17 protein-coding genes are annotated in these 16,717 nt (G+C 73.0%); 13 read left to right on the top strand and 4 right to left on the bottom strand.

Features of this window, described 5'->3' with window-relative positions:
* Window positions 1–38 precede the first annotated feature (38 nt).
* Window positions 39–1,223 (bottom strand): GDSL-type esterase/lipase family protein, encoded by a 1,185-nt coding sequence (locus ACN6LM_RS25965; RefSeq protein WP_445067804.1) that lies wholly within the window; start codon window positions 1,221–1,223, stop codon window positions 39–41.
* A gap of 180 nt (window positions 1,224–1,403) precedes the next feature.
* Between ACN6LM_RS25965 and ACN6LM_RS25960 the strand changes: the two genes are divergently transcribed.
* Window positions 1,404–2,009: an ArsR/SmtB family transcription factor gene (locus ACN6LM_RS25960; RefSeq protein WP_445067803.1), complete on the top strand. Its 606-nt coding sequence runs from the start codon at window positions 1,404–1,406 to the stop codon at window positions 2,007–2,009.
* Window positions 2,006–3,328 carry an MFS transporter gene (locus tag ACN6LM_RS25955; protein WP_445067802.1) on the top strand — a complete coding sequence of 441 codons (1,323 nt, stop codon included), beginning with the start codon at window positions 2,006–2,008 and terminating at the stop codon, window positions 3,326–3,328. The genes ACN6LM_RS25960 and ACN6LM_RS25955 overlap by 4 nt, the downstream gene beginning before the upstream one ends.
* Here ACN6LM_RS25955 and ACN6LM_RS25950 read toward each other — a convergent pair.
* Window positions 3,309–3,872: a TetR/AcrR family transcriptional regulator gene (locus ACN6LM_RS25950; RefSeq protein ID WP_445067801.1), complete on the bottom strand. Its 564-nt coding sequence runs from the start codon at window positions 3,870–3,872 to the stop codon at window positions 3,309–3,311. The genes ACN6LM_RS25955 and ACN6LM_RS25950 overlap by 20 nt on opposite strands.
* A gap of 110 nt (window positions 3,873–3,982) precedes the next feature.
* Here ACN6LM_RS25950 and ACN6LM_RS25945 point away from each other — a divergent pair, with 110 nt between their 5' ends.
* A complete protein-coding gene (locus ACN6LM_RS25945; RefSeq protein ID WP_445067800.1) occupies window positions 3,983–4,849 on the top strand; it encodes an SCO6745 family protein in 867 nt (288 codons plus the stop codon).
* A 146-nt stretch (window positions 4,850–4,995) separates the two neighbouring features.
* Window positions 4,996–5,754 (top strand): HNH endonuclease family protein, encoded by a 759-nt coding sequence (locus ACN6LM_RS25940; RefSeq protein ID WP_445067799.1) that lies wholly within the window; start codon window positions 4,996–4,998, stop codon window positions 5,752–5,754.
* Window positions 5,755–5,820: 66 nt separating this feature from the next.
* Here ACN6LM_RS25940 and ACN6LM_RS25935 read toward each other — a convergent pair whose 3' ends face one another.
* Complete coding sequence (locus ACN6LM_RS25935) at window positions 5,821–6,594, bottom strand: SDR family oxidoreductase (RefSeq protein WP_445067798.1); 774 nt, start codon at window positions 6,592–6,594, stop codon at window positions 5,821–5,823.
* Window positions 6,595–6,672: 78 nt separating this feature from the next.
* Between ACN6LM_RS25935 and ACN6LM_RS25930 the strand changes: the two genes are divergently transcribed.
* Window positions 6,673–7,302, top strand: coding sequence for a TetR/AcrR family transcriptional regulator (locus ACN6LM_RS25930; RefSeq protein ID WP_445067806.1), 630 nt, complete (start codon window positions 6,673–6,675; stop codon window positions 7,300–7,302).
* 61 nt (window positions 7,303–7,363) lie between these two features.
* Here ACN6LM_RS25930 and ACN6LM_RS25925 read toward each other — a convergent pair whose 3' ends face one another.
* A complete protein-coding gene (locus tag ACN6LM_RS25925; protein WP_445067797.1) occupies window positions 7,364–8,245 on the bottom strand; it encodes a DUF4352 domain-containing protein in 882 nt (293 codons plus the stop codon).
* 259 nt (window positions 8,246–8,504) lie between these two features.
* Here ACN6LM_RS25925 and ACN6LM_RS25920 point away from each other — a divergent pair, with 259 nt between their 5' ends.
* The 8 genes from ACN6LM_RS25920 to ACN6LM_RS25885 all read left to right on the top strand — a co-directional run bounded on the left by ACN6LM_RS25920 (window position 8,505) and on the right by ACN6LM_RS25885 (window position 16,712).
* Window positions 8,505–10,637, top strand: a complete 2,133-nt coding sequence (locus tag ACN6LM_RS25920; RefSeq protein WP_445067796.1) for an N-6 DNA methylase — start codon at window positions 8,505–8,507, stop codon at window positions 10,635–10,637.
* 120 nt (window positions 10,638–10,757) lie between these two features.
* Window positions 10,758–11,366: a hypothetical protein gene (locus ACN6LM_RS25915; RefSeq protein ID WP_445067795.1), complete on the top strand. Its 609-nt coding sequence runs from the start codon at window positions 10,758–10,760 to the stop codon at window positions 11,364–11,366.
* Window positions 11,363–12,895, top strand: a complete 1,533-nt coding sequence (locus tag ACN6LM_RS25910; RefSeq protein WP_445067794.1) for a protein kinase domain-containing protein — start codon at window positions 11,363–11,365, stop codon at window positions 12,893–12,895. The genes ACN6LM_RS25915 and ACN6LM_RS25910 overlap by 4 nt, the downstream gene beginning before the upstream one ends.
* Window positions 12,896–12,997: 102 nt before the next feature.
* Complete coding sequence (locus ACN6LM_RS25905; RefSeq protein ID WP_445067793.1) at window positions 12,998–13,966, top strand: glycosyltransferase family 2 protein; 969 nt, start codon at window positions 12,998–13,000, stop codon at window positions 13,964–13,966.
* Window positions 13,963–14,367 carry a GtrA family protein gene (locus ACN6LM_RS25900; protein ID WP_445067792.1) on the top strand — a complete coding sequence of 135 codons (405 nt, stop codon included), beginning with the start codon at window positions 13,963–13,965 and terminating at the stop codon, window positions 14,365–14,367. Before ACN6LM_RS25905 ends, ACN6LM_RS25900 begins: the two co-directional genes overlap by 4 nt.
* 147 nt (window positions 14,368–14,514) lie before the next feature.
* Complete coding sequence (locus ACN6LM_RS25895) at window positions 14,515–14,916, top strand: hypothetical protein (RefSeq protein ID WP_445067805.1); 402 nt, start codon at window positions 14,515–14,517, stop codon at window positions 14,914–14,916.
* Window positions 14,917–15,047: 131 nt separating this feature from the next.
* The gene (locus ACN6LM_RS25890) at window positions 15,048–15,704 is read left to right on the top strand and encodes a SurA N-terminal domain-containing protein (RefSeq protein WP_445067791.1); all 657 of its coding nucleotides are present in this window, start codon (window positions 15,048–15,050) and stop codon (window positions 15,702–15,704) included.
* 33 nt (window positions 15,705–15,737) lie between these two features.
* Window positions 15,738–16,712: a nucleoside triphosphate pyrophosphohydrolase gene (locus ACN6LM_RS25885; RefSeq protein WP_445067790.1), complete on the top strand. Its 975-nt coding sequence runs from the start codon at window positions 15,738–15,740 to the stop codon at window positions 16,710–16,712.
* The last annotated feature ends 5 nt before the right edge of the window (window positions 16,713–16,717 follow it).

Genomic DNA, 16,717 nt, shown 5'->3' with positions numbered 1-16,717 from the left:
CCCCCCCCCCCCCCCCCCCCCCCGCTTCCGTTCAGGGGTCAGCCGATGGAGCTCAGCCGCATCGCGGCGGGGCCCTGGCCGGCGGTGTTGGTGCAGCGGCGGTCGCCCGAGGGCTGCTCCAGCTGAAGGGTCAGGCAGGTGCCGAGGGCCTGCTGGCCGTAGCGGTTGGGGTGCAGGGACTCCTGCTTCTGGCCCTGCCCGAGGCCGGAGGTCACGAAGCGGACCCACTCGCTGGTGTCACCGGCGGGGGAGTGGGTGGCGTCGGCCTGCCGGGTGCTGGTCGAGCACACCTCGCGGCCCTCGAACGACCGTGACAGGTCCAGGAACTCCGCGCCGCCCTCGTCGGCCGCGTCCGCCAGGGTCGAGCTGATCTCCGGGACCAGCACGTCGTGCGCCCAGGTGAGGTCCTTGTCGAAGAAGGGGCAGCCGCCGGCGTTGAGCCGGTCGTACTTCTCGCCGGGGTAGCGGATGCGGCCGGCGTCCGGGAGCGGGGACGGGTAGGACTGGAGGATCAGCCGGTACGAGCCGGCCGGGTGGCCCGCCCGGTCGAGCGCGGTCCGCACGTCGGCGAGGGCGTTCGCGGCTGCCTGCTGCACGCCGGGCAGGCGCTCGGCCACCTGCGCGGCCGCGTCGGGAGCGCACGGGGAGCCGCCGAAGGGCTTGACGAACTCGGTCGCGCAGCCGGTGATGATGTCGGAGAAGCCGAGGTCGTTGCCGCCGATCGACACGACGACCGCGCGCACGGTCCGGCCGGCCGCCACGTCCTCCAGCTCCCTGGCCTGCGAGCGCTCGCCCTTGAACGGCACGCCGCCGTTCTCCGGGAGGAGCACCGCCTTCGAGGTCGCCCCCGAGCAGGCGAGGTTGAGGCGGCTGACGTCGAGCGTGACGGACTGGACCTCGGCCACGTCGGAGCGGTTGCAGCCGTTGTCGTACGACGACCCGTACACCCGGTACGGATCGCTTTTGCCGGTCTCCGGGTCCCAGGCCCGGTCGGTGCCGGAGTGGCCGTTCGCGCTCACGTTGCTGTTGCCGGACCAGCGTCCGGCCTCGCCGGAGATGAAGCTGTCGCCCACGGACACCAGCAACGGCGCCTCGGCGGGGGCGGCCGGCGCGGTCCGGGAGGCGGAGGCGGAGGCGGGAAGTGCGCCCGAGACCGTGAGCGCACACACCGTGGCGGCTGCGGCGGCGAGGGCCTTGGAGCGTCGGGAGGGAGAAGTGATCATGCCGTGGTTGTCGGCAGGCGGGCGGTGGGGAGTGAAGCCGGGGGCGGCCTTTGCAGTCGAATGGATGAGTGGGGCAAGGGAGTTGTGAGCCGAAAACGACAGAAGAAGTCAGGTTCGGCTGCGCCTCCCGCAAAACGTGAGAGTTGACTCTCATAAAATATGAGAGCACTCTCTCACGTCATGGACTCCGTCAATCGCATGGGCGACCTCGAAATCACCGACCCGCAGACGATGCGCGCCCTGGCGCACCCCGTGCGCCTCGCGATCCTCGAACGGCTGGGCCGGGACGGCCCGGCGACCGCGACCGAGCTGGCGCCGGACGTGGGGGCGACCCCCTCGGTGACCAGCTGGCACCTGCGCCACCTCGCGACGTTCGGCCTGGTACGGGACAGCGCGCCCGGCCCCGACCGCCGCAGCCGCCGCTGGGAGGCGGTGGCGCGCGGCTTCCGCTTCGACTCGCCGCAGGACCCGGCGGACGGCGAAGGCCAGTCGGCCGCGCGGGAACTCTCGCGCCAGATGTTCCTGCGCACCGCGGGCCTCCCCGCCCGCTGGGCCGCCGAGGTCGAGCCCGGCCTCGACGCGAAGTGGCGGGCCGCCGCCGGTCTGGCCCACACCCGGGTCACGGTGACCGACGAGGAACTCGCCGCGATCGAGGACGCCATCGAGCAGGTGCTCGCCCCCTACGTCACCCGCGACCCGGCGGACCGCCCCGAGGGAAGCCGCGGCGTGGCGTTGCTGCGGTACGCGCTGCCGGAGGACGAGGACGCGAAGGGGGCGGCGTCGTGACCACGGAATCCGGCGCGCCCTCCGGCGTGTCCCGCCGGGCGAAGCCGGCGTCGTTATGGCGGGACCGGCGTTTCACCCGCTTCTGGGCGGGGAACACCGTCTCCCAGTTCGGCGACCGGATCACCGAACTGGCCCTGCCGCTGATCGCCGTCAGCACCCTGGACGCCTCCGCCAACCAGGTCGCCTGGCTGACCGCCCTCGTCTGGGCGCCCCATCTGCTCGGGATATTCGTGGGGGCATGGGTGGACCGGCGCGCCCGCAAGCGCCGCCTGATGGTCCTGGCCGACATCCTGCGCGCGGCAGTCCTGCTGAGCCTTCCGGTCGCCTACGTCCTGGGGCCGGTGACGCTCACTCACCTGTACGTGGTGGCGATCCTGGCGGGCGCGGGCGAGCTGCTGTTCAACACCGCGTACCCGCCGTTCTTCGTACAGCTCGTGCCGAGGACGTCGTACGTGGACGCCAACGGCAGGATCAGCACCAGCCGTTCCGCCTCCTACGTGGCCGGCCCCGCGATCGGTGGCGCGCTGGTCCAGGTGCTGACCGCGCCCGTCGCGATCGTGGTGGACGCACTGTCGTTCCTGGCATCGGCGGTGCTGATCGGCCGCATCCCGGCCGACGAGCCGCCCGCCACCGGTCCGACGGCGCCCCCGCTGCTGCGCAGCGCCCGCGAGGGGCTGACGTTCGTGGCGCGCCACCCGGTGCTGCGGGCGTCCCTGGGCTGTGCGACGACGGTCAACTTCTTCACCTTCGTCGGCGGCAGCGGCCTGCTCGTCCTGTTCGCGACGCGTGACCTCGGCCTGTCCGCCGGTGCGATCGGTCTCGCCCTGGGCATCGGCGCGACCGGGGCCCTGCTCGGCGCGTTGTGCGCCCCGGCGATCTCCCGTCGCCTGGGCGTGGGCCGGGGCATCCTCCTGGGCGCGGTCCTCTTCCCCGCCCCGATCGCACTCGCCGCCGCCGCGAACGGCCCGCTCTGGGTCCGGGCCGCCGCGCTGGCCGGGGCGGAGTTCCTCTCGGGCTTCGGCGTCATGCTGTTCGACGTCAACCTCAACTCCCTGCAGGCGGCGGTGATCCCGGACGGCATGCGGAGCCGCGTGGCGGGCGCGTTCGGCACGGTCAACTACGGCGTACGCCCGGTCGGCGCGGTTGCCGGAGGCGCCCTGGCCACCCTCCTCGGCCTGCGCCCCACCCTCCTGACGGCGGCGGTGGGCGGCTGCCTCTCCCTGCTGTGGCTCCTGCCGTCGCCCATCCCGCGCATCCGGGATCTGGAAGGGGATGCGGAGGTGTACCGGGGGGAGGAGGTCAGTCCCGGTCCGGCGTGAACAGCAGCCGGCCCGCCTCGCGGAACACCTCCTCCGGGTCGCGGCCGCCCACCGCGTCGTCCAGGTTGCCGCTGAGGAGCAGCGTGGCGAAGCCGTGGGCGAGGGACCAGGCGGCGATACCGGCGAGGCGGGGGTCGCCGGTGGGGGGCACGGTGGCGACGCCGGCGCGCAGCTCCGCCGTGGCGCGGTCCTTCGCGGCGAGCAGGTCCGGATCGTCCGCGCGGTGGAGGTCCGGCTGGAACATCACCTGGAAGTGGGCCGGGTGCGTCGCCGCGAACCGCACGTACGCCACGCCCCGCTCGCGCAGGTCCGGGGCGGCCGCCAGGGCGTCCGCGAACAGGGCGTAGCCCTCGGCGGCGATCGCGGTGAGCAGGCCCGTGCGGTCCTTGAAGTGGTGGGCGGGTGCGGCGTGGGAGACGCCGGCCCGGCGGGCCAGGTCGCGCAGGCTGAGCGCGGCGGGGCCCTCGGTGCGGATGACGTCGAGGGCGGCGGTGAGGACGGCCCGCCGCAGGTCGCCGTGGTGGTAGGCGCGGTCGCTGGTCATGGACAGCAGGTTACGCGGGATCTAGTCGTTGACAAGTTCGCGGATGTCGCGCACTCTTGGGATCTAGGCAGTGGCTAGATGGTGGCCGGTGCGGGGCGGAAGGTGTGGACATGTCCGATGAGCTGGGGCGCGTACGGCAGTTGTGGCACCTGCTGGAGCCCGTGCACGCCGTCCTGTACTACGCGCCGGAGGCGTTCGAGGAGGCCGCCGCGCTCGGGTACGCGGTCGACGAGCGGTGGCCGAGCTACTTCGCCTGGCGGGCGGCGCCGCTGGGCGAGGCGGGGGCGGACCGGGTCGCGGAGGCGTTCCACAGCTTCAGCCCGCGCATGGTCGGCGCGTACGTCCCCGCCGTCTGGACGGTCGCCGCGCCGGACGCGGTGCTCGCCGCGCGCGGGCGGGCCGTGGACCGCGCGTACCGGAAGCTGCTGGGGGAGGCGGTCGCCGCGCCGGACACGGCCGAGGCCGCCGCGCTGCTGCGGCGCGTCGCGGAGGCGGCCGACACGGCGGACCGGCCGATGGCCGCCGCGAACGCCGCGCTGCCCTGGCCGGACGAACCGCACCTCGCGGTCTGGCACGCGGCGACCGTGCTGCGCGAACACCGGGGCGACGGCCACCTCGCGGCGCTGGCGCGCGCGGAGCTGGACCCGGTCGAGGCGCTGGTCTCCTTCGCGGCGGTCGGGGCGGCCCGGCCGGAGGTCTTCGGCAGCCGGGGGTGGAGCGACGAGGAGTGGCGGGCGGCGCGCGAACGGCTGGAGAAGCGGGGGCTGGTGGCCGGCGACGGCACGGCGACCGAGGCGGGCCGGGCGCTGCGGGCGGAGGCCGAGCGGCGTACGGACGAGGCGGCGGCGGGACCGTGGCGGGCGCTCGCGGCGGAGGAGCGGGAACGGCTCGCGGAACTGCTGGGCCCGCTGTGGGTGGCGGCGATCGGCTCGGGGCTGCTGCCGTCGGAGAACACGTTGGGCATCGGGAAGGTGTGAGGGGGCGTGATGCGGCCCGCGCGCGGGAACAGGTCGCAGCCATGAAATCCTTCTCACGGGGAAGACATTCATAGAATTCCCTGGTTGGTTCGGCTTTCTCACCGTCAGGACGGCTACGAGTGATATCTCCCCGCGTGTGTCGAGTGATGGTGCCCGCCCTGGCCGCCACGGCCGTGCTGGCGCTGAGCGGCTGCGACCCCGACCAACTGCCCAAGGACATCGACACCACCACCGGCGGCGGCGCGGACGGCGGCGGCCAGTCCGCCACCGGCTTCGGCGCCAGCCCGCTGACGAACGACGACGGTACGAAGCCCGGCCTCGCCCCCCTCACCTCGGAGAAGGACCGGGCGGCGGCGCGGAAGGTCATCGAGAAGGTCGCCACCAAGGGGCGCGGCCCCAAGACCGGCTACGAACGGGACAAGTTCGGGTACGCGTGGAAGGACTCGGTGGACGACGTCCCCCTGTCCCACAACGGCTGCGACACCCGGAACGACCTGCTCGCCCGGGACGGCAAGGACGTCGAACTGCGCTCCGGTTCGAAGTGCGTGGTCGTCTCCATGACGCTCAAGGACCCGTACACCGGCAAGACCATCGAGTGGCGCAAGCAGCAGGCGACCAAGGTCCAAATCGACCACGTCATGCCGCTGTCGTACGACTGGCAGATGGGTGCCGCCCGCTGGAACGAGTCCAAGCGGCAGCAGATCGCCAACGACCCGCTCAACCTCATCCCCGTGGACGGCCCGGCCAACAACGCCAAGCGCGACGCGGGTCCCGCGACCTGGCTCCCCCCGTACAAGCCGATCCGCTGCGCGTACGTGCTGCGCTTCGCTCAGGTCTCCCTGAAGTACGACCTGCCGGTGACGGGCGCGGACAAGGACATGATGCTGAAGCAGTGCGGCGGCTGACGCGGCGGTGTCCCCGAGGGGCGGCGGGCCCGGTCCGCCGCCCCTCCGCGTGCCCCGGAAGTCCCCTCAGAGCCCCGAGCCCCCCGTCGCGTCGATGACCGTGCCCGTCACCCAGCGGGAGTCGTCCGAGGCGAGGAACGCCACGATGTCCGCGACGTCGCGCGGCTGTCCGACCCGGCCCAGCGCGGCCAGTGAGGCGGCGCCCCTCTCCGCCTCGGCGTCGCCGCGCAGCCAGCCCGCGTTGATGTCGGTGTCGATGATGCCGGGGGCCACCGAGTTGACCGTGATCCCGCGGGGGCCCAGCTCCTTGGCGAGGGTCAGGGTGAAGTTGTCCAGGGCGCCCTTCGTCGCGCTGTAGGCGATGATGTCCGGCATCGCGATCCGGGCCGCGCCGCTGGATATGTTGATGATCCGGCCGCCGTCGCGCAGCCGGCCGAGCCCGTGGCGGACGATGAAGAACGGTGCCCGTACGTTGACGGCGAAGACCGCGTCGAACGCCTCCTCGGTGAGCGAGGACAGCTCGGAGTGGAGCCCGGCGCCCGCGTTGTTCACGATGATGTCCACCCCGCCGCCGGGCGCGTGCGCGGTGATCTCCGCGTCGAACGCCTCCCACAGCGCGGCCGCGTCCCCGTGGGCGCCCAGCTCGGCGCGGAGGGCGAACGCCGTGCCGCCGTTCTTCCGGATGACCGCCACGACCTCGTCGGCCGCCGCCGCGTCCCTGGCGTAGGCGACGGCGACGACGGCGCCCTCGCGCCCCAGCCGTTCCGCGATGCCCCGGCCGATACCCCGGCTGCCGCCGGTGACCAGCGCGACCTTGCCCTCAAGTGCGTGTGCGGACATGGCTGTTACCCCTCAGCTATTTGTTGAGTGATCGTTCCAGAAAGAACGTAGCACGACTTCTTGAGCGGGCGCTCTAGAATGTGGGGCATGGGTGAGACAGGTGTGGCGCGCGGACGGCCGCGCTCCTTCGACCGGGACGCCGCGCTCGCGGCGGCCGTCCGGCTGTTCTGGGAGCGGGGCTACGGGGCGACCTCGATCGGTGAGCTGACGGAGGCGATGGGCATCCGGCCCGCGAGCCTCTACGCCGCGTTCGGCGACAAGCGGTCGCTCTTCGAGGAGGCGGTCGCCGCGTACGGGAGGACGCCCGTGGGGACCTTCATGCGCGACGCCCTGGAGCAGGAGCCCACGGCCTACCGCGCGTTCGCGCGCCTCCTGCGGGAGGCCGCCCGGATCTACGCGGACCCCACGCATCCGGCGGGCTGCATGGTGATCACGGGGGCCGTGAACGTCACCCCGCAGGACGCCGGGGTGGCCGACCGCCTGAGGGGCGTGCGCAACTCCAACATCACGGCCTGGGAGGCGCGGCTGCGGGACGCGCAGCGTGCGGGTGAACTGCCGGAGCGGGTGGACCCCCGCACCCTCGCCGGGTACTTCGCCGCGATCGTCCAGGGCATGTCGCAGCGCTCCTGTGACGGGGCGGGCCCGGAGGAGCTGGCCGAGATCGCCGAACTGGCGATGGCCGCGTGGCCGGGGGAGCGCGAGGACTGAGCCGACGCGGAAAACCCGCCACGGGGGGCGGGTTCCACGGGGGCCGAAGGCGCTGCGCGGGTCAGAGCTTCAGGTCCCACAGCGTCGAGTCGTACGTGAAGCTGGGGCCGACCTCGACGGTGAGGTTCTTCGCGTCGGACGGTGCGTCGAACGCGTAGAGCACCGTGACCTTCTTGCCGGGCAGGATCGTGCCGGTGAAGCCCGAGCCGACCTTGTCGTCGAAGATCTGCTCCGCGTCGACCCCGTCCTTACCGGCCCGTCCCTCGACGGTGACCAGTGCGGAGTCGAACTTCTCCTTGCCGGCGTTCTCGATCACGACGGCCACCTGGTACGCCTTGTTGCCCTTGGTGTGACCGGCCGCGAACTCGCCGGGGGAGTACACCGTCGCGTCGCCGACCGTGACCGTCAGGTCGTCGTCGTACACGATCGCGTCACCGGCCTCCAGCGCCTCGCCGGTGGGCTTCTCCTCCTTGCCGGCCTTGTCGTCGCCCTTGGCCTTGTCGCCCTTGGCCTTGTCGGCCTTGTCGCCGCCCGCCTTCGGCTTCGCGGACGTCGTCGTGTCCGACACCGCCTTGTTGATGTCGTCCACCGCGTCGCCGACCGCCTTGAACGTGATCACCGCGCCGACCACCGACATGATCAGCGCGATCAGCGCGAGGACCGTGCCGAACGTGGCCATGTTCTTGTTCGTCGCCTCGCCCCTCTTGGCGCGGCCCCGGCCGACGAGCCCGAGGATCAGCGCGATCGTCCCGAGGATGCCCGCCAGCCAGAAGAGGAACGGGATGAGACCGGAGACCGCGCCGATGAGTCCGAGGATCAGGGCGGCGATGCCCAGTCCGTTGCGCGCGGGCCGCAGGCCGGGTGCGTGAGCGGGGCCGTACGGCTGCTGCGACTGGGGGTGCGGGGTCTGCGAGGACTGAGGCGGCTGCGTGAACTGGGACATGGCTGTGCCCTTCGGCAAGTACGGGAAAAGTGGTGAGCGGATCCACCGTGCGCCGCTCGTTCAGCGACGGGTCAATCACAGCATCTTTCTGTGAACCGAGTCAACACTGTTCACGCGAGACGGGTTCATGCGCGCTGTGAATCGACATCGGATGGGTCGGTGTGTACGGGTCGGTATGCTCGCCCCACGCCGCCGTGGCGCACCGCGCGGGGCGCCACGGCGCACCGACCGCCGGCGGTACAGCACAGGGAGACAGCAAGTGCCGGAGAACGCGACAGAGGTGACCGCCGCCGGGATCGCCCGCCTGGCGGGCGTGGGACGCGCCGCCGTCAGCAACTGGCGCCGCCGGCACGCCGACTTCCCCCAGCCCGTGGGCGGCACCGAGACCAGCCCGTCCTTCGCCCTGCCCGAGGTCGAGCGGTGGCTGCGCGACCAGGGAAAGCTGGTCGAGGTCCCCCTCCGCGAACGCGTCTGGCAGCAGCTGGCCGGCCACCCGGCGGGCCCCGTCACCGCCCTCGTCCACACCGGCTGCGCCCTGCTCCTGGTGCACCGCAGCCCCGCCGCCTGGCGGGAGATCACCGGCGTGTCCGACGAACGGATGGCCGGGGTGCTCTCCCTCGCGCTGGACGACGCCCTCGCCGCCCGATTCGGCCCCGCCGGGAACGGACGCGCCGTCCGCACCCCGGACCGCGCCGAGCTCCTGCCGTCCGTGCCGCTGCTGCGCGGCGCCGCCGAGCTGGCCGCCGGGACCGGCGTCCGGGAGGCGTACGAGTTCCTGCTGGGCCGTCAGCTCGACGCCAACCCGCGCCAGTACACGCTGACCCCGCCCGCTCTCGCCGAGCTGATGGCGGAACTGGCCGGCACCGGCGGACCCGGCGTGCGCACGGTCCTCGACCCGGCGGCGGGCACCGGTGCCCTGCTGACCGCGGCCCTGGGTGCGGCGGACGCCCCGGGAAGCCTTGCGGCCACCGCCCTCCACGCCCAGGAGAGCGACCCCGGTCTCGCCGCCGTCACCGCACTCCGCCTCGCCCTGCGCGCCGGGGACACCCCGCGCACCGCCCCCGGCGCCCGCACGGTCGACGTGCGCACCGGGGACACCCTGCGCACCGACGCCTTCCCCCGGCTGGCCGCCGACGCCGTGCTCTGCCACCCACCGTTCAACGAGCGCAACTGGGGCCACGACGAACTCGCCTACGACCCCCGCTGGGAGTACGGCTTCCCCGCCCGCACCGAGTCCGAACTCGCCTGGGTGCAGCACGCGCTGGCCCGGCTGCGCGACGGCGGCACCGCCGTCCTCCTGATGCCGCCCGCCGCCGCGTCCCGCCGCTCCGGCCGCCGCATCCGCGCCGACCTCCTGCGCCGGGGCGCCCTGCGCGCCGTCATCGCGCTTCCGGCCGGCGCCGCGCCCCCGTACGGCATCCCGCTCCACCTGTGGGTGCTGCGCAGGCCGGGTGCCAAGTCGCAGCCCGCCCCCGAACTGCTGCTGATCGACACCGCCGAGCCCGCCGAACAGGCCACCGGCGGCGGCCGGGACCGCCTCGACTGGCCGGTCCTGCGCCATGCCGTGCTCGACGCCTGGCACACGCACGACGGATCGGGCGGAACCCGCACGGGCGAACAGCCGGAAACACCCCCCGGCGCCGCCGCCCGTACCGTCCCCGTCATCGAACTCCTCGACGACGACGTCGACCTCGCCCCCGCCCGCCACCTCCCGTCCCCCGCCGCCACCGGCGGACCGGCCGAGCTGGCCGGCGTACGTGAGCGGCTGACCAGGACCCTGGGGCTCGCCACGACCCTGACCCCGCCGCCACCCGCCCCCGCCGCACCCGCGCACCGCCCGCTCACCACCATCGGCGAACTCGCCCGGGCCGGCGCCCTCCAGCTCCGCCACGGCGGCGCGGGCACCGGGACCGGCCCCGTGCTCACCGAGCACGACGTGCTCGGCTCCACCCCGCCCTCCGGCGCCCCGGCCGCCGGCGGCAGCCCCGAGGAGCCCGTCCTCGTCGCGGCGGGCGACGTCGTCGTGCCCGTGCTCGGCGGTGTCACCGTCGTCCGGGTGGTGGACGAGGCCACCGCGGGTGCCGCGCTCGGCCGCAACCTCCAGCTGCTGCGCCCCGACCCGGCCGTGCTCGACCCCTGGTTCCTCGCCGGCTTCCTGCGGGGCACCACCAACAACCGGCAGGCCAGCAGCCACGCCTCCACCGCGACCCGGCTCGACGCCCGCCGCCTCCAACTGCCGCGCCTGCCCCTGGCCGAGCAGCGGCGCTACGGCGAACGGTTCCGCGCGCTCGCCGCGTTCGAGGACGCGCTGCGGCACGCCGGACGGCTCGGGGGACAGCTCGTCCAGGGCCTCTACGACGGCCTGACGGACGGTACGGTCACGCCGGAGTGACCGGAACCACAACGGTTCCGCACAACCCCGGGCCCTCTGTCGGTGTCGCCCCTTACGCTCGGATCCGCACGCACGCCCGTGTGCGCGGACATTTCACGACCAGGCAATCCAGGAGCAGCCATGTACGCCCCGGGTCTTCCGCCCACGGCGCCGCGCCGGGTCCCCGGCAGGCCCTGGATCGTCTCCATGCGCGTGCTGTTCACGCTGCTCGCGGTCTGCTCCATCGGCATCCTGCTGTGGGCGCCGCTGCTCCGCCTGGCGTTCGTCCGCCGCCGGGCCCTCGACTGGTGGGTCGCCGGCGCCGGCTTCGTGTTCGTCTGCGTGATGGTGCCCGTCCTCGGCAGGGACGAACCGAACGTGGAGCCGCACGGCATCGACAACGTGCTCATCCCGTTGCTGCTCCTGGTGCTGGCGGGTGCCTGTGTGCACTACCTCGTCGCCGACGTGCGTTTCTACGCGCGGCCGGCGGGGAAGGCCGCCGGCTTCCCGCAGGCGGGGCCCGGCTACGCCTACATGACCACCGTGCCCACACCGCCGTACGGACAGCCGCAGCCCTACCCGCCGCACCTCGGTCAGCAGCACCCCTACCCGCTTCCCCTCACGCGCTGCCCGCAGCCCGAGGACGCCCGCCCCGCCCCGCAGCACCCCGCCCCGCCCCAGCGCATCGACCAGGTCCGCGCCGAACTGGACGAGCTGAGCGACTACCTCCGCAAGGAGGAGGGCCGGTGAACGGTCGCGTCATCGGCGGGCGGTACGAGCTGGCCACGATCCTCGGCCAGGGCGGCATGGGCCAGGTCTGGACGGCCTACGACCAGCGCCTCGACCGCCGCGTCGCGGTCAAGCTGCTGCGCCCCGACCAGGTCACCGGACCCATCGGGAGCGAGGCCGCCGACGAGCTGCGCCGCCGCTTCGTCCGCGAGTGCCGGGTCACCGCACAGGTGGACCACCCCGGCCTGGTCACCGTGCACGACGCCGGCAGCGACGGCGACGACCTGTTCCTCGTCATGCAGTACGTGGAGGGCGCCGACCTCGGCGACCACCTCGCCGAGCACGACCCCTACCCCTGGCCCTGGGCCGTCGCGGTGGCCGCGCAGCTCTGCGCCGTCCTCAGCGCCGTGCACGCCGTGCCGATCGTCCACCGCGACCTCAAGCCCCGCAACGTGATGGTCCGTCCGGACGGCACCGTGCTCGTCCTCGACCTCGGCGTCGCGTCCGTCCTCGACAGCGACACCACCCGCCTCACGCACACCGGCTCGCCCATCGGCTCCCCGGCCTACATGGCCCCCGAGCAGGCCATGGGCGGCGCGGTCGGCCCGTACACCGACCTCTACGCCCTCGGAGTCCTCCTGCACGAACTGCTCAGCGGCGACGTTCCGTTCGCCGGGTCCACCGCCCTCGGCGTGCTGCACCGGCACCTGTACGAGCCACCGCTGCCGGTCCGGCAGATCCGGCCCGACATCCCCGAGGAGCTGGAAGCCCTCGTGCTGCGGCTGCTCGCCAAGGACCCGCAGCACCGTCCGGCCGGCGCCCAGGAGGTGTACGAACACCTCGCCCCGCTGCTGCCCACGCGCGGCTCCCGGCCGCCCTCCGGGCCGCTCGACCCGACCCGCCCGTTCCTGCGTCCGCACGCCCCCTGGCCCGACCGTGCCACGGTCCCGCCGCCGGCCGTGCCCGCCACCCCGCCCGCCCGGACGGACGTCGCCGCCGCCGTGGACGAGGTCAAACGGCTTCTCGGCGAGGGGCGCATCACCCAGGCCGTGGACATGCTCGGCGGGCTCCTTCCGGTCGCCGCCGAGCAGCACGGAGCCGGCTCCCCGGTGGTCCGCATCCTGCGCAAGCAGTATGCGGCGACTCTCATGGACGACGGCCAGTACCGCCGCGCCCTCCCCGAACTGCGCCGGCTCGCCGACGACCGGGCCGCGGAGACGGGCCCGGCCGACCCGCAGACCCTCGGCTACCGCTGCGACGTCGCCCAGTGCCTGGAACAGCTCGGCGAACCCGCCGCCGCGCTCGCGGAGTACCGCGCCGTGCTGCCGTACTACGAGAACCAGTACGCCACGGGCAACGACCCGGCACGCTCGTACGAGATCCGGCACCGCATCGGGCAGTTGCTGCTCGCCCTCGGCGACCACGCGAACGCGCGCACCCAGTTCCAGTCCCTGCTCTACGACACCGAGCGCGCCTACGGCCCGCACCACCCGCTGCCCGCCGAGCTGCGCCGCCAACTGGAGCGTCAGATGGAGGTCCGGGGCGGTTGAGGGAACTGCCCGGGGAACGCGTCCGGGGCCGTTCACCCGATGGCCGCCCACCGGCCACACCGGGCTCCGGAAGGCGACACATTGACCGGTTGATGTACATGGGTGCTGATCTCGCTGGTGGTGCCTTGTTTCAACGAGGAAGAGATCCTCGAACGCTTCCATGAACGCGTCACGGACGAAATGTCTCGTCTCGGGCACGCGTTCGAGGTCGTCTACGTGGACGACGGAAGCGCCGACCGGACCCTGCCCCTCATCCAGGAGCTGGCCACCGCCGACGCGCGCGTCCGCTACGTCTCCTTCAGCCGCAACTTCGGCAAGGAGGCCGCCATGCTGGCAGGTCTCCAGCACGCCGAGGGGGACGCCGTCGTCCTGATGGACGCCGACCTCCAGCACCCCCCGGAGCTGGTCGGCCGCATGCTCCAGGAGCACGCCCGGGGATACGACCAGGTCATCGCCCGCCGCACCCGCGCCGGCGACCGCGTCACCCGTACCCTCACCGCACGCGCCTACTACTGGCTGATCAACCGCCTCGTGGACGTCGAACTCGTCGACGGCGTCGGGGACTTCCGGCTCCTGTCGCGCCGCGCGGCCGACGCCGTGCTGTCCCTCACCGAGTACAACCGTTTCTCCAAGGGCCTCTTCGCCTGGGTCGGCTTCCCCACCACGACGTTCAGTTACGAGAACGCCGTACGGGAAGAGGGCCGCTCCGCCTGGACCTTCGGCAAGCTCCTCAACTACGGCCTGGACGGGCTGCTCTCCTTCAACAACAAACCTTTGCGCGCGGCCCTCTACCTCGGCCTGCTCCTGACCTCCGTCGCGCTCGCCTACGCGGCCTGGATCGTCGGCGTCGCCCTCGTGCGGGGCGTCGACACCCCCGGTTACGTCACCCTGCTCGTCGTCGTCACCGCGCTCGCCGGCGTCCAGATGGTGCTCGCCGGAGTCGTCGGCGAATACGTCGGCCGCATCTACTACGAGGTCAAGCGCCGCCCGCACTTCCTGGTCAAGGCCAGCAACACCCGGGCCCGCGAGGCCGCCGCGGAGCCGGAGCCCCGGGAGTTCGTACACCGATGACGGTCACCGCACAGATGGCACGTTTCGCCCTCGTGGGCGCGGTGAACACCGGCACGTACTACGGCCTCTATCTGCTCCTGCTGCACCGGCTGCCGTACATCGCCGCCCACGTGCTCGCCTTCGTGCTCAGCATGATCGGGTCGTTCTTCCTGAACTCGTACTTCACCTACCGCACCCGGCCCACCTGGCGGAAGTTCCTGCTGTTCCCGCTCACCAACGCGGCGAACTTCGTCATCACCACCGGCGGCGTCTACCTCCTGGTCGGCCTGGCCGGATTCAGCGATCGCTACGCCCCGCTGGTGGCCGCCGCGGGCGCCATCCCCATCACGTTCGCGGTCTCGCGCACGATCATGCTGCGGCCGGACGCCCCGCCCCGTGAGCGGCCGGAACGGGTGGCCTGAGACGGCGGCCGGGAAGCCGGAGGAGGTAGGACACAATGTCCCCTGCGCGCGCGGGGGACCGTCCTCTCGCCGCTCGTACCGAACGAGTCACCGAGGGGTGTTGTGAACGGAAGAAGAAGCCGGGCTCTGCTGAAGGCAGTGACGCCGATGCTGGAGCCCGGGGAGCAGATCGTGGCGGTCGCCCTGGTGAACCTGAGCGAGATATCGGTCAAGCGGAACCTGGCGATGGGAGTCGCCGCTGCGGTACTGAGCGGTGGAACGATGATCGCGGCGGCAGCCCCCACGCCGATATACCTGGCGGTCAGCCGCGAGAGGCTCTTCCTCTTCGTCGCCAACCCGGCCTTCGCCAAGCCGGACCGGCACCTGGCCACGCTCACGCTCCAGGGGCTCAGGCGCACCGAGATCAAGAACCGGGTCCTGAAGAAGTCCTTCGACCTGGTCGACGAGTCCACGGGCAGCGCGCTGCGCCTCTTCTTCCCCGCCCTGGTCAGGAACAACAGCCTGGACATCGTGGCCGGACTCGTCCCCGTCGCGGGAGCCACCGCCTGACCCCGGGCGGCCCGCATCCCCAACTCCTCCCGAATCGTTGGTCGAATCAGTGGCCCGGACCGGTTCCACTCCCTAACATCGATCACCGCAAGGCTTTGTGCACCGCCGCACAATCTCCTCGGGAGGCTCCTTTGCACCGCCGCCGTCGCACCGCGCTCACCGTCTCCGCCGCGCTGCTCGCCGCAGCGCCGCTCCTCACCGCCTGCGGCAGCCAGGCCCACCCCGGCGCCGCGGCCGTCGTGGGCGGTGACCGGATCACGGTGTCCACCGTGCAGGCGCAGGTGGCCGACGTGCGCGAGGCGCAGGGCTCGTCCCCGCAGTCCGCCCAGCTCACCGACCAGTCCGGCCAGCTCGCCCGCGCCAAGCTGCACGGGCTGATCCTGGACCGCGTCCTCGACCGGGCCGCGGCGGACGCGGGCGTCACGGTGAGCCGCGCGGAGATCCAGCAGATGCGCACGTCGGCCGTCGCGCAGTACCACGGCGAGAAGGGGCTCCAGCAGGCCGTCCTCCAGGAGCGCTGGCTCGCCCCGGGCCAGATCGACGCCTTCCTGCGCGAGCAGATCCAGATCACGAAGCTCGGCCAGGCCCTCGGCGCCGACCCGTCCACGCCCGAGGGCACCAAGGCCATCGGCGACGCGCTCACCAAGGCGTCCAAGGCGCTGAACGTCGACGTCAACCCCCGCTACGGCACCTGGGACAACCAGCAGATCCAGCTGGCCGACTACAAGGCCCCGTGGATCTCCCAGGTCACCAAGCCCGCCCAGGCGGCCGCCGAGGCCGGGGCCTGAGCCTCCTCCGACGGCCGGGGTAGATTCGGTGGTGTGAACGCTGAAGACCCCGGCCGCATCGTCCTGCTCACCGTCAGCCACCGGGTCGCGCCCGGACTGCTGTCCTGGCCCGCCTGGCAGGCGCTGCACGGCGCCGACGAGGTGCGCTGCGGCGAGCCGGAGCAGCCGCAGCTGCCGTATCTGAGCGAGGCCGGCGTCACCGTCACCCCGGGCGTGCCCGACGCATCGGAGCTCGTGGACGCCTGCGCGGGCGGCCGGACCGTGGTCGTGCTCACCGGCGGCGCGGGCAACCAGCCGCTCACCGACGGCCTGGCCCGGCTGGCCGGCTCCGGCCGGGTGCGGATGCCCGATCTGGAACTGCTGCCCGGCGCGTACGACCTGCCGGGTGCCCGGCTCCTCGACCTCGTCCAGGTCATGGACCGCATCCGCGTCGAGTGCCCGTGGACCTCGCAGAAGACCCACAAGGGCCTCGCCAAGTACGCCATCGAGGAGGCGTACGAGCTGGTCGAGGCGATCGAGGACGGCGACCGCGAGGAGCTGCGCGAGGAGCTGGGGGACGTACTGCTCCAGGTCGTCTTCCACGCGCGCATCGCGGAGGAAGGCATTCCGGGAAGCGGTGAGGAGCCGTTCTCCGTGGACGACGTGGCCGGCACGCTCATCGAGAAGCTGATCCACCGCCACCCCCACGTCTTCGGCGACGAGACCGCCGAGACCCCGGAGGACGTCCACGCGCACTGGCTGCGCACCAAGGCGATCGAGAAGCAGCGTGCATCGGTGACCGACGGGGTACCGATCGGCCAGCCCGGCCTCGCGCTCGCCGCGAAGCTCGCGAGCCGGGTCCGTACCGCCGGACTCGACGTGCCGCTCCCCGAGGGCGACGACATCGGCTACCGCCTCCTCGCCCTCGCCGTGCGGGCCCAGGAGGAGGGCGTCGACCCGGAGGCCGCGCTGCGCGCCGCGGGACGCGCGTACCGGGACGCGATCCGGACGGCGGAGGCCACCGGATAACGTCG

This window comes from Streptomyces sp. SAS_281 (genome assembly GCF_052542855.1).
This window is presented reverse-complemented; position numbering and strand designations above follow the sequence as displayed.

Excerpts from the sequence above, each read along its gene's own strand:
- ACN6LM_RS25965 (WP_445067804.1), bottom strand. The coding sequence starts at position 1,223 with ATGATCACTTCTCCCTCCCGACGCTCCAAGGCCCTCGCCGCCGCAGCC.
- ACN6LM_RS25960 (WP_445067803.1), top strand. The coding sequence starts at position 1,404 with ATGGACTCCGTCAATCGCATGGGCGACCTCGAAATCACCGACCCGCAG.
- ACN6LM_RS25950 (WP_445067801.1), bottom strand. The coding sequence starts at position 3,872 with ATGACCAGCGACCGCGCCTACCACCACGGCGACCTGCGGCGGGCCGTC.
- ACN6LM_RS25945 (WP_445067800.1), top strand. The coding sequence starts at position 3,983 with ATGTCCGATGAGCTGGGGCGCGTACGGCAGTTGTGGCACCTGCTGGAG.
- ACN6LM_RS25940 (WP_445067799.1), top strand. The coding sequence starts at position 4,996 with ATGGTGCCCGCCCTGGCCGCCACGGCCGTGCTGGCGCTGAGCGGCTGC.
- ACN6LM_RS25935 (WP_445067798.1), bottom strand. The coding sequence starts at position 6,594 with ATGTCCGCACACGCACTTGAGGGCAAGGTCGCGCTGGTCACCGGCGGC.
- ACN6LM_RS25930 (WP_445067806.1), top strand. The coding sequence starts at position 6,673 with ATGTGGGGCATGGGTGAGACAGGTGTGGCGCGCGGACGGCCGCGCTCC.
- ACN6LM_RS25925 (WP_445067797.1), bottom strand. The coding sequence starts at position 8,245 with ATGTCCCAGTTCACGCAGCCGCCTCAGTCCTCGCAGACCCCGCACCCC.
- ACN6LM_RS25915 (WP_445067795.1), top strand. The coding sequence starts at position 10,758 with ATGTACGCCCCGGGTCTTCCGCCCACGGCGCCGCGCCGGGTCCCCGGC.
- ACN6LM_RS25900 (WP_445067792.1), top strand. The coding sequence starts at position 13,963 with ATGACGGTCACCGCACAGATGGCACGTTTCGCCCTCGTGGGCGCGGTG.
- ACN6LM_RS25895 (WP_445067805.1), top strand. The coding sequence starts at position 14,515 with ATGCTGGAGCCCGGGGAGCAGATCGTGGCGGTCGCCCTGGTGAACCTG.